The organism is Nocardia sp. NPDC057668, assembly GCF_042799795.1.
In the GTDB taxonomy this organism is placed as follows: Bacteria; Actinomycetota; Actinomycetes; order Mycobacteriales; family Mycobacteriaceae; genus Nocardia.
Window position 1 is genome coordinate 74243 of the sequence record NZ_JBHVIC010000009.1, and the last position, 11610, is coordinate 85852.

At 69.3% G+C, this 11610-nt stretch carries 10 protein-coding genes; 6 read left to right on the top strand and 4 right to left on the bottom strand.

What is annotated here, in order from left to right:
• The first annotated feature begins 26 nt into the window (after nt 1-26).
• Both ACFVBH_RS38380 and ACFVBH_RS38385 read left to right on the top strand, forming a co-directional pair.
• Complete coding sequence (locus tag ACFVBH_RS38380; RefSeq protein WP_379010887.1) at nt 27-509, top strand: hypothetical protein; 483 nt, start codon at nt 27-29, stop codon at nt 507-509.
• 195 nt (nt 510-704) lie between these two features.
• Nucleotides 705-1616, top strand: a complete 912-nt coding sequence (locus ACFVBH_RS38385) for a tyrosine-protein phosphatase (RefSeq protein ID WP_354984975.1) — start codon at nt 705-707, stop codon at nt 1614-1616.
• 61 nt (nt 1617-1677) lie between these two features.
• Here ACFVBH_RS38385 and kstD read toward each other — a convergent pair whose 3' ends face one another.
• The 3 genes from kstD to ACFVBH_RS38400 form a co-directional block, all read right to left on the bottom strand.
• Complete coding sequence (gene kstD, locus ACFVBH_RS38390; RefSeq protein WP_354984974.1) at nt 1678-3363, bottom strand: 3-oxosteroid 1-dehydrogenase; 1686 nt, start codon at nt 3361-3363, stop codon at nt 1678-1680.
• Nucleotides 3364-3420: 57 nt separating this feature from the next.
• Complete coding sequence (locus tag ACFVBH_RS38395; protein ID WP_354984973.1) at nt 3421-4008, bottom strand: helix-turn-helix domain-containing protein; 588 nt, start codon at nt 4006-4008, stop codon at nt 3421-3423.
• A gap of 125 nt (nt 4009-4133) precedes the next feature.
• Nucleotides 4134-4571 carry a hypothetical protein gene (locus ACFVBH_RS38400; RefSeq protein WP_354984972.1) on the bottom strand — a complete coding sequence of 146 codons (438 nt, stop codon included), beginning with the start codon at nt 4569-4571 and terminating at the stop codon, nt 4134-4136.
• 217 nt (nt 4572-4788) lie between these two features.
• Between ACFVBH_RS38400 and ACFVBH_RS38405 the strand changes: the two genes are divergently transcribed.
• From ACFVBH_RS38405 to ACFVBH_RS38420, 4 genes are all read left to right on the top strand, one after another.
• A complete protein-coding gene (locus tag ACFVBH_RS38405; RefSeq protein ID WP_379010917.1) occupies nt 4789-5703 on the top strand; it encodes an oxygenase MpaB family protein in 915 nt (304 codons plus the stop codon).
• Between the two features lie 67 nt (nt 5704-5770).
• A complete protein-coding gene (locus tag ACFVBH_RS38410; protein WP_354984970.1) occupies nt 5771-7423 on the top strand; it encodes a CocE/NonD family hydrolase in 1653 nt (550 codons plus the stop codon).
• Nucleotides 7420-8787: a M20/M25/M40 family metallo-hydrolase gene (locus ACFVBH_RS38415; RefSeq protein WP_379010928.1), complete on the top strand. Its 1368-nt coding sequence runs from the start codon at nt 7420-7422 to the stop codon at nt 8785-8787. The genes ACFVBH_RS38410 and ACFVBH_RS38415 overlap by 4 nt, the downstream gene beginning before the upstream one ends.
• Before the next feature lie 239 nt (nt 8788-9026).
• Nucleotides 9027-9863, top strand: coding sequence for a lysophospholipase (locus ACFVBH_RS38420; RefSeq protein ID WP_354984968.1), 837 nt, complete (start codon nt 9027-9029; stop codon nt 9861-9863).
• Nucleotides 9864-10148: 285 nt separating this feature from the next.
• Here the strand turns inward: ACFVBH_RS38420 and ACFVBH_RS38425 are convergent, their stop codons facing one another.
• Entirely contained in the window at nt 10149-11591 is a 1443-nt protein-coding gene (locus ACFVBH_RS38425) for a metallopeptidase (RefSeq protein ID WP_379010935.1), read from the bottom strand.
• Nucleotides 11592-11610: the final 19 nt, after the last annotated feature.

The window sequence follows — 11610 nt, forward strand, 5'->3', positions numbered from 1 at the left end:
ACATGTTTCGCGTCAGATCTCTTCGAGTGCGGGTTGTGATCGCGGCGGCGGCCCTGTGCGCGGTGACCGGTAGCGTGACCGCGTGCGGCGATTCGGGCGAGTCCGCGACACCGGTCACCCGATCCAGCGCGGCGCCGGTCACCGACCAGCCGCCCATCCCGCTGCCCGGGGTCGCCGATCTGAACCTGGGCCTGACGCTGGCCCTGGACCCGAATTCGCCACGCGCCCAAGCCCTGGACGTGGTCCAGGGTTCGAATGCCGACCCCGAGCTGGTTACAAAGATGGCGCAGGCCGGGGTGAGCAATGGGGTGAAGATGACCGTTACGAGCGTGCGCTACGCCGGCAACGGCCTCATGGAGGCCACCGCGACCCTGTCCCTGAACGGCAAACCCGTCGAGGGCGAGGCCGTCATCCCCTTCGTCGCCGAGAACGGGCGCTGGAAGCTGCAATTGGCCTGGGCCTGCCAGATGCTGACGAACACCGGGGCCACCTCACCGGCCTGCACCTAGACCGCCGGGCGCGCACGGGAACACCGGTATATTCTATTCCTGTCCGAAATATGCTGAACCATAATTGTTTTCGCACAGTCGTCGAGTTATTGCCGCACCAGAGCCAATCTCGGTGAGTGATTGGCGAGTCCTGCTGAGCGGAGGCATTACCCGGTATCGGCCGTGGGCTGGTAAGCCGCCCATACTGTCTCGCGGGTGAGGAATTTTTCTGATTCGCGGGCGAGATTCTCGCTCGGCAAAATGCTGTTCGTATTATTCGTGACCATCGGACTGGCCGCCGTCTGGGTGGGCGGCACGGCGGGGGGCGCGCCCGCCGCAGGGGGCCCGGCGCGCATCGATCTCCAGGGGGCGGTGAACGTACGGGATCTGGGGGGATATCGGACCTACGACGGGGCAAAGGTCAAGGCGGGCAAAATCATCCGGGCCGACGCGCTCGGGAAGCTGACCGACGCGGACGTGCAGAAGCTGGGTACGCTGCGGTTGCAGACCGTCATCGATCTGCGGGTGCCCACCGAGGTGCAGGCCCTGGGCGCGGACCGGCTGCCCGCCGGGGTGCCCCTGGTGGCCCGGCCCATCCAGGACAACGGCATGTTCGCGAAGATGTACCAGGCCATTCAGTCGAAGGATCCGGTACAGCAGCAGGCGCTACTGGGTGACGGCAAGGCCGAGCAGATCATGCGCGACATGTACCGCAGCTTCTTCGACGCCGATTCGCTGGCCAAGTTCGGGCAGACCGTGAAGGACCTGTCGAACACCGGCACCGCCACGCTGTTCCACTGCACGGCGGGCAAGGATCGCACCGGCTGGCTGTCCTACGTGGTGCTGCGGGCGGTCGGCGTACCGGAATCGGTGGCGCGCCAGGACTATCTGCTGTCGAACCAGTACCGGGCGGCGGCCGACGCCGCGCTGCGGGCGCAGCTGAAGCAGGGCGGGATCATGCAGAACCCGGATCTGCTGATTCCGCTGCAGGAGGTGCGAGCCGAGTACCTCGATATCGCGGTGGCGCAGGTGCAGGAGCAGTTCGGCGACTTCGGCGACTTCCTTACCGACGGTCTGGGACTGGACGCCTGGACCATCGTGAAACTGCGGAAGAACCTGGTTTCCTGACCGATCACAGTGCACGACGGGCCCCCGCACGCACGGCGTGCGGGGGCCCGTTCCGCTCGGGTCAGTTCACCTTCGAGACCCCGGCGGCGTCGAGCGCGGCCAGGTAACCGAACACCAGCGCGGGTCCGATGGTCGCGCCGGGACCGGCATAGGTGTGACCCATGACCGGGGAGCTGGCGTTGCCCGCCGCCCACAGTCCCTCGATGATCGAGCCGTCCGTGTGCAGCACCCGGCCGACCGTGTCGGTGACCAGGCCGCCCTTGGTGCCGAGATCGCCGGGCACCATCCGGGCCGCGTAGAACGGACCCTTGTCCAGCGCACCGAGATTCGGATTCGGCGCGTTGCGCGGATCGCCGTAGTAGCGGTCGTAGGCGCTGTCGCCGCGGCCGAAGTCCTCGTCCCTGCCCTGCTCGGCGAAACCGTTGAAGCGAGTGACGGTGGCGCGCAGCCGCTCCGCGGGCACCCCGATCTGCTCGGCGAGCTCCTCGAGGGTCGCCGCCCGCTTGACCGCGCCCTCCTTGAACCAGCGACCCGGCAGCGGCTGGCGCGGCGCCTGCCCCGCGAACAGGTACCGGTTGCGGTACCGCTGGTCGAAAACCAGCCAGGCGGGCAGGTTTTCGCCGACGCCCTCGCCCTGCCCGTTCTCGCCGCCGTACATGCGATGGGTCGCTTCGACGTAGGGCAGCGACTCGTTCATGAACCGCTCGCCGTGCTCGTTGACGATGATGCTGCCGGGCAGATTGCGCTCGGCCAGGCAGAACCAGGGCTGGCGCGGCAGCGGAATCGAGGGACCCCACCAGGCGTCGTCCATGAATTCGACCGCCGCCCCGAGCTGCTGGCCCGCGCGAATGCCGTCACCGGTATTCGCCTTGGCGCCGACGGTCCAGTCGACGCCGATGGGCTGGCGCTGGTACTGCTTGCGCATGGTCTCGTTGTGCTCGAATCCGCCGGCCGCGAGGATGACTCCGCGCCGGGCGGTGAGTTCGAGTTCGGCGCCCTCGCGCAGCACGACCAGCCCGGTGACCCGGCCGTCGGTGGCGCGCAGTTCCACCAGCGGGGTGTCGAGCCACACCGGCACCTCGGCCCGCTGCAGACCCGCGCGCAGCATGGCGCTGAACGCCTGGCCCCGGGCGAGCAGATGCTGGCGCAGCACATTGCCTTTGAGCCAGCGGGCGGCGATCTTCACGCCTCGGAAGGGCGCGCGGGGGTTGCGCAGGCCCAGGTGCATCTGGCGGAAGTCGGCCTGGGTGGCGACGAAATTGCGCGGTCCCGGAATGTAATCCGGCTCCAGATTGGCGAGTTCGGCGCCGAGCTGTTTGCCGTTGTACGGCGTCGGCTCGACCGAACGGCCGTGCGCACGACCACCGGGCGCTTCGGGGTAGTAGTCGGAATAGCCCGGCACCCACTGCATCCGGAGTCCCGCGTGCTCGACCAGGAAGTCGAAGACCTCGGGTCCGCGGTCGATGTAGGTGTCGATGCGCGCGGGGTCGACCTTGTCCCCCACGATGTGGTGCAGGTAGGTACGCGCGTCCTCGAGATTGTCGGCCGGGGCGTCGCGGCGCAGCGCCGAGTTGCCGGGAATCCAGACGCCGCCGCCGGAACGTGCGGTGGAACCACCCCAGTGCCTGGCCTTTTCGACGACGAGGGTGGACAGGCCGTGGTGTGCGGCGGCCAGCGCGGCCGCCATTCCGGCCGCGCCGGAGCCGACGACGATCACGTCGTAGGCGTCCGCATCGTTGTGCTGCATGACTGGTGAACCCCCAGGGTTTTCAGGTGGTGAAAGGTGAAGAGGACGAGATGTGGATCAGGCGCGCCAGCGCTCGTCGAGAACGGCCGCCAGGGCCCCTTCGACGCACACCAGCAGGGAGGCTTCGCGATTGCCGGTGGCGCGCAGCCATTGCAGGTAGCCGTATTCGGCGGCCGCCAGCATGAGGTGCACGAGCAGTCCGGGATTGCTGTCCAGGGCGGGATCGCGCGACATACGTTGCGCGACCAGCTCGACCAGCCGGGTGCGATGCTCCGGCGGAATGAGCGCGACGCGGTCCAGCAGGTGCGGCGCGGTGGCGAAGGCCGCGCGCCACTGTTCGAGTTCGGCGGCGGCCAGGGTGGTGGATCGGATCTCGATCGCCCGGGCCAGCGCCACGTCGGCGGATTCGGTGCTCGGCCGTTCCTCGAGCAGCGCGGCGATACCCGCGCCACCCTCGCGGACCGGGTCCAGCAGCAGATCTTCCTTGCTGCGGACGTGACGGAAATAGGTACTGGGTGAGATTCCGGCGGCGGCGGCGATCTGTTCGGTGGTCACCTCGTCGAAACCCCGCCGGGCGAACAGTTCGAAGGCCGCGCGCTGTATGTCGGCCCGAATCTGTCGTCGTTGCCGCTCCCGCAGGGACATCGGCACTCCTTGTCGCTGTCGCGCGACCGTGGAGTTGGTTGCCGTCCACGACGAGCCGCGCAGTGCAAGCATCTCCCTTTGTGACAGTAACTGTCAAGTCGAAACTTGCTCGCGGTTCGAAGGTGTCAGCCGATCCCCCGGGGCACGATGGAGTCGAAGGCGCTCAGGTCCAGGTCATCGGAGGCTTCGGTCCAGCCGACGGCCCGCAGCTGACCCGGGGATTCGATGCCCAGGGCGTCGTGCAGGCCGATCACCACCGAGCGGGCCAGCTCCTCGAGTCGCCCGCGCGAGATCGGCCACAGCAGCGAGCGCCGCCAGTTCTCGATTTCGCGGCGCAGGGCGGGCGCGGACCAGCCCAGGTCGCGGAGTTTCTGCGCGGCGGCTTCCGGAATCGGTTCCGCGAGATAGTAATTGCCGGTGAGTTCGGCGGAGAGCTTGATATCGAACTGCTGGAATTGCACGTAGCGATTTCCGGTGGCCGCGATGATCAGCGTGGCCCGGGACGGCAATTGCGCCAGACATCGTGCCAGTGCCAGCGCGAACGCGTCCCATTCGGTGGTCACATCGCGCTCGTTCTGTTCATCGCCGCGATCCTACGCCGTCGAATCATCCGGGGCACCGAATAGTTCTGGCGCGCTTGGTGATCGAATCGAGTCGGCTGTGACGGTTGCCACCGCGCCGAGATGATGAGAAGATTCGACCGTATCCCTCTCATCTTGTCGGAGACCGGTCCCGCCGGAGCGTGGCGCTCCGGCAGGACCGTGATCAAAGGAGATCACCATGACCGCCGCCGTAGCGCCGATCGAGCACGCGTCCGGGGCCGGCCGCCCCGAGCGCAAGGTCTTCACCCCCGGAACTCGCATGTGGGAGGACACCGGGCTGATCACCTTCTCGCTCACCGCGGGGTCGGCCTTCCTGCTGCAGACGATGGAACCGAGTATCGCCGCCGTCGTCGACGAGCACTCCAGCTTCCGCACCGACGCCCTGGGCCGGGCCGCGCGCAGCGTCGCCTCGGTGATGATGTGGATCTACGGCGGGGAGGAGGCGCTGGCCGAGGCCGCGCGACTGCGGACCATGCACGCCACCCTCAACTCCACCGACGGCCAGGGCCGCAAGCACCAGGCGCTGGCCTCGGGGCCGTGGGCCTGGGTGCTGCACACGGCCGTGCACGCCTTCGTCGAGGGCAACAAGTACTTCTCCGACGACAAGCTCACCGACGCCGACAAGGAGTCGTACTACCGCGAGGTGGTACAGCTCATGCGCAATTTCTCGGTGGCGCCCAAGGAGATTCCCGCGACCTACGCCGAGTGGGAGCCGTGGTTCTACGACCAGGTCGAGAACCATCTCGAAGTGACGAACGTGGCCTACGACTACCTGAAGGTCATTCAGACCCTGGCCCCGCCCAAGCAGGTTCCGGCCGTGCTGCACCCGCTGTGGAACGTGGCGGCGACCCCGCTGGGCAAGATGCAGTACTTCTTCACCGTCGGCACCACCCCCGAGATCATTCGCGAGAAGCTCGGCCTGACCTGGACCGCGAGCGATGAGCGCAAGCTCAAGGCGCTGGGCTGGGTCATCGGCCGCACCGTGCCGCACCTGCCCGAACGCGTCCGCTACTTCCCCATCGCCTACGAGGCCCGTCGCCTCGAGCGCGACCGCGCCCGCCTGCGCAAGATGATCAACCTGCGCCCGGTGTAACCGCCCGGCACCCCGATTCCTGGGGCTGGTTCGCGGCCCCGGGAACCGGCAGGGTCAGATGGTGATCATGCGGATGGTGTTGTGGCGCGCCCTGGTCGGACTGTTACTGGTGCTGGGGGCACTGGTGGCGCCCGGGCAGGCGGCGGCCGAACCCGGCTACCAGTGGCGTCAGGAGTACATCACCACCCCGGACGGGACACGACTGCACGTGGACGTGCTGCGGCCCGCCGGCATCGCCGACGACGTGCGGACCCCGGTCATCATGACCGTGAGTCCGTACCGCGCGCACCTGGCCTACCTGACCCTGCCGCGTCCCGAGGGCGGGCCGTCGGTGGAGAACCTCCAGGTCGATACGTTCCTCGACGCCGGATACACCTATGTGATCGCGGACCTGCGCGGCTTCGGCGGCTCCAACGGCTGCCCCGACTACGGCGGCCCGGGCGAGCGGCAGGACGTGAAGACCGCGGTGGAATGGGCCGCGGGACAACCCTGGTCGACCGGCAAGGTGGGCCTGCACGGCATCTCCTACGAGGGCTGGACCGGGTTCATGGGACTGGTGGAGAAGCCCGTGGGCCTGGCCGCGGTGGCGTCCTTCGCGCCGGTGGTCGATCCGTACTCCTACCTGTACATGCAGGGTCAGGCGTGGAAGTTCTCGGGCAAGCCGATCACCGAAACCGGCATCCGGCCCGGCGATCTCGCGGGCATCGAACATCTGCTGATCGCCACGACGCCCGCGCACTGGGAGGATTCGGCCGAATACCGCACCAACGCCGTCACCATCGATCCGAGCTGCTATCAGGGCTACCTAGACGGCATCATGAACCACGACGGCGCCACCGAGTTCTGGCGCGATCGCGACATGGTGGAACGCCTGCGGGGCAACACCATTCCGCTGTTCCTCGGACAGGGATTCCTGGACTACAACACCCGGGCCGATCGCGTCTTCGAGGTGTGGAACGCGCTCGGGCCCGGTGAGCACAAGGCCTGGTTCGGGCAGTGGGGACATCGGGACTGCGCCGCCAAATGCGGGCGGTCCACCTTCAACGAAGAACTGCTCGCCTTCTTCGACAAACACGTGGCGGGCAAGGACGTGACGGTCCCCGGACCGCGAATCACGGTGGGGCAGTTCGACGGCGGCTGGCGGTCGGAAACCGCGTGGCCCCCGGCGGACAACCGTTCGGTGACCGTCGATCTGAAAACCGGCAGCTACCTCGACCGCGGCTTCGTGACCGGGCCCGATCGCGAGATCTGGACCGTCACCCAGCCGCTGGCGCGGGACGAGCACCTGGCGGGCGCGGCCTCGGCGACGGTGAGCCTCGACGGGCCGAGCGGAGCCACGGTCGCGCTGGAGCTGTACGACATCGACCCCGCCGGGCGGGCCACCGTCATCACCCGCGGCATCGCGCCGGTCACCCCGACCGCGCAGGTGCGCATGCTCGCCCAGGACTGGCCGTTGGCGGCCGGGCACCGGATCGGGGTGCGGATCACCGACGTGGTGGACGACATGTGGACCCACACGCCGACCCTGTCCCGGGTGACGGTCACCGCCGCGCAACTACGGCTGCCGCTGCTGGGCACGGCGCGCGCGGCGGATCTGCCGGGCACCATGGCGGAGGGCATTCCCAAGTGGCGCGCGGAGAAGGCGGTCACACTGGCACCGGACCTCATCGCGAATACTCAGGTGACCGCCGACTTCCCGCCCAGGACAGGTGACAGATGACCCGGACCGCTCCCGCCGCCACCACCGTGGACGACGCCACCGCCGAACGCCTGGCCGTCGCGCTGCGCTGCGTGACGGTCTCGCGCGAGGACGACTCCGCGACCGACCACACCCAGTTCGACCGGCTCGCGGCTCATCTCGAGGAGTCGTTCCCGCTGGTGCACGCGCGGCTCGAGTGCGAACTGTTCGGCCACAGCAGGCTCTATCGCTGGCCGGGCAGCGCGGACACCGGTCGCACGTCGGCGATTCTGCTGGCGCACATGGACGTCGTGCCCGTCGACGACCCGGATCGATGGACGCATCCGCCGTTCGCCGGGACCGTGGACGCCGAATTCATCTGGGGGCGCGGGGCGATCGACGACAAGAGCCGGGTGCTCGCGATCCTGGAGGCGGTGGAAGCCGCCCTCGCCGCGGGCGTACAGCCCAGGGACACCGTGTATCTGGCGTTCGGGCACGACGAGGAGGTCTTCGGCGATCAGGGCGCGGTGCGGATGGCGGCGCGGCTGCGCGAGGCCGGGGTGCACGCGGAACTGCTGTTGGACGAGGGCGGGGTGATCACCACCGGGGTCGCCGACGGGGTGGACACCCCGGTCGCCACGATCATGGTGGGCGAAAAGGGATATGCCACCGTGCGGCTCTCGATCGCCGCGATCGGCGGGCACTCCTCGATGCCCGGTCGCCAGACCGCGGTCGGTCAGCTGGCCCGGGCGGTGGCGCGGGTGCAGGACCATCCGTTCCCGCTGCGGCTCACCCCGGTCACCCTCGACATGCTCACGCGGCTGCGCGATGTCATGAAGGAGCCGCGCCGCAGCCTGCTCTCGATCGCCCGGTTCGTCGCGCCCGCGGTGACCCGCATCATGGCCGCGCGTCCGCAGTCGGAAGCGCTGGTGCGCACCACGACCGCCCCGACCGTCATCCGCGGCGGCGTCAAACCCAATGTGCTGCCGCAGAAGGCCGAAGCCTTCGTGAATTTCCGCATCCTGCCCGGTGATTCGGTCGCCGACGTACTGGCGCACTGCCGCAAGGTGATTCGGGACCCGGAGATCACCGTAGAACTGGCGGGCGCGTCCTCCGAGCCTTCGGCCACCCCCTCCGCCGGCCCGGTCTTCGACCTGGTCGCCGCCGTCGCCGAAGCCACCGTGCCCGGCATCGCCGTCACCGTGGGCCTGGTCCCGGGTGCGACCGACTCCCGGCACTACGACGACCTGGCCGGAACCCGCTGCAACTTCGCGCCCATCATCCTCACCGGCGCGGACCTGGAACGCATCCACGGCAGCGACGAACGCATCTCCCGCGCGAACTACGCCCGCCTGATCACCTTCAACCGGCTCCTGATCGACCGGCTCGCCGCGCCCCGGGACTGACCCGGCTGCCGATCGACCGGCCGGCCTCGCCCCGGACCGGCCCTGGCGGGTGTCGCACCGGAAACCGGATCTCCAGCCCGTCGGCGCTGACCACTCGGGTGGGGTTCGGCGAGTGCGGGCGGTTGGGCGGTGGTTCGGGGATGAGTGCGCGAGAATGGCTCGGCCGGGAACGACATATCGGGCGAACCGCGCCGATGGGCGGGCCGGCGGCGGCGACCACCGAACCGAGAGGGACGAGGATGACCCGGAACGAGACCGGCGAGCTGCAGGGCGCGGGCGGGCGCGTGTACTGGCAGGCGTGGCTGCCCGAGGGCGAGCCGCGCGCGGTGGCGGTGATCGTGCACGGCTACGCCGAGCACTCCGGGCGGTACGCCCACGTCGCGGCGCGCCTGAACGAGGCCGGGTTCGCGGTGTACGCGCTCGACCACATCGGGCACGGGCGCTCGGCCGGCGGCAAGGCGAACGTCGAATCGCTCGACGGGGCCGCGGACAACGTCGGGGCGCTGCTGCGGCTGGCCACCGACAAACATCCGGGGCTGCCGCGCTTCGTCATCGGGCACAGCATGGGCGGGCTCACCGTGGCCTACTGGGCCACCCGCGCGCCCGTCGAGGTGAACGGCATCGTGCTGTCCGCGCCCGCGATCGTGGTGGACGCGGGCAACGCCGTGCAGAAGCTGCTGGCCCCCGTGATCTCCAAGCTGGCCCCGAATCTGCCGGTCGTGAAGCTGGATTCGTCGCTGGTGAGCCGCGACCCGGAGGTGGTGCGCGCCTACGACACCGATCCGCTGGTGTTCCACGGCAGCGTGCCCGCGCGGACCGCGACCGAGATGCTCAAGGCCGGGGAATTCGTGCAGGCGCACCTGGACCGGCTGACCGTGCCGGTGCTGCTCCAGCAGGGGCTGGCCGACGGGCTGGTCTCCCCCGTCGGCGCGGATCTGGTCGAGCGGGGCGCGGCCTCGGCGGACAAGACGGTGCTGCGCTACGACGGGCTGTACCACGAGATCTTCAACGAGCCGGAGCAGGACAAGGTGCTCACCGATACGGTGCAGTGGCTCGAGGCGCACCTGCCCGCCTGAGGTTTCTACCCTGTGCGGCAACGCTGTTCGGGTGCTCGACGCACCCGGACGGCACCCGCCGGGCCGGACACCCGGCGGCGGTGAGTCGAGTGTGCGGCGCCATCCGAACGCTCGGGCAGCCGACCGCGCCGGCCGGTGGCCTCGCGCAGCCGGGCGCGGGCCGGACCCGCGAGTTCGCGGAGGGCGGGTTCGAGGTTGCCGTAGGAGTCACCGCTGTTCGTCGTGCGGCAGCCTCGTGTGCGTGATCCGTTGACATATCGATACTTTCGGTACGCGCCGCGCGACCTACCCGTACGTGCTGAGGCAGGCCGCATCGCCGTCCAGGACGCCGGTGCGGAAAGCCTCCAGGCGGACAAATCCGCTCGCCACCACCGAACCGTTCACGTCCGCGGCGGCCAGCCCGTCGGCCAGCAGGCCGGAGACGGCCTCGTCGAGATCGTCCGCGGACAGCCGCAGGTCGTTGCCGGGCTGACTCAGACTGGTGGTGAAGGCCCCCGACAGGCATGCCGCGCGCAGGCCCGCGGTCTCCGCGCCGGTGAGGTCCAGCTTGCGATCCTGTTGCACCGCAAGGGTGTACCGCGAGATGAAGACCACGAAGGCGCTGTAGTCGCCCACGACCGTCGAGGCCAGCAGTCCGCCGTCGTCCCGGTCGCGGGCGCGCTTGGCCAGCTCCGGAACGTCGGCGCCGATGGTGTTGGTGGACGGGCAGAACGACACCGGTTCGGTCGCGGTGGTATTCGAGCAGCGCCCGCTCACCCCCGCGTAGTCGTACACCGGGGCCTTGCCGAGCGGGAACACCCGGGCCAGCGACTGCGTCAGCAGATCCAGCGAGGCCCGGTTCACCGGCAACTGGGTCTCCTGTTCGCCGGGCAGGAAGCTGGTGGGCAGGGTGCCGCGTCGCTGCGCCAATTCCTCGCGGGAGATGCGTTTACACGCGTCCGCGCCTTCGGTGTAGCCGATCTGCACGGCCGTGACGCGTTCGAAGGCGGTGCCGTGTTCGTCGCCCGCGCCGCCGGGTTCCTGATCGCGCACCGCGATGGTCGCGCCGAGCACGTTGTTCAGCCCGTCGGTGGTGTTGATGGTGAAGTGGCGCGAATCGCCCTCCGCCACATGCCGAATGAACACGCCGGCGAAGCAGTCGGCCTGCTGTTCGCGCACCACCGTCGGGGTGAGCATGCCGTTGAGGCGGGCCTGGTCCTGCAGCGAATGCCCGTACTCGTGCGCGATCACCATCACCACGGACATGGGGCCGAACTTGCGGATCAGCTCCGGGAGCAGGACGCCGCGATCCCAGCCGATGGATTGATCGACCCCGCAGTAGGCGGCGTTGATCTGCTGAAAAGTGCTGTCGCGGCAGAAGGTCGGCGATTGCGCGCGGGCGGCGGTGGCATCCCAGGACAGGAACTTGCCGACGGGGGTGAACGCCCCGGGCAGGGTCCTGGCGTACTCGCGCTCCCAGTACTCCCGCAGATCCGACAGGGTGTTGAGGACGAGTTGATCGACCGGGCCGCCGTCGCCGTTCGCGGCGGTGAGGGTCGCGTCCTGCACGCCGGAGCGCGGGCCGCTGGGTCCGGTGGCCGAGGCGGCGCCGTCCAGCTCGAAGGGATTGTCCACGCGATCCGAAACCCGTTGTGTGCCTGGAACTCGCACCGACTCGCAGCCGGTGAGCGCCAGCCCCGCCAGCAGCAGGACCGCGGCCAGGGCCGCCCGGCAACGCGATACGCGCATCTCGCCTCCCGAGGAAAGC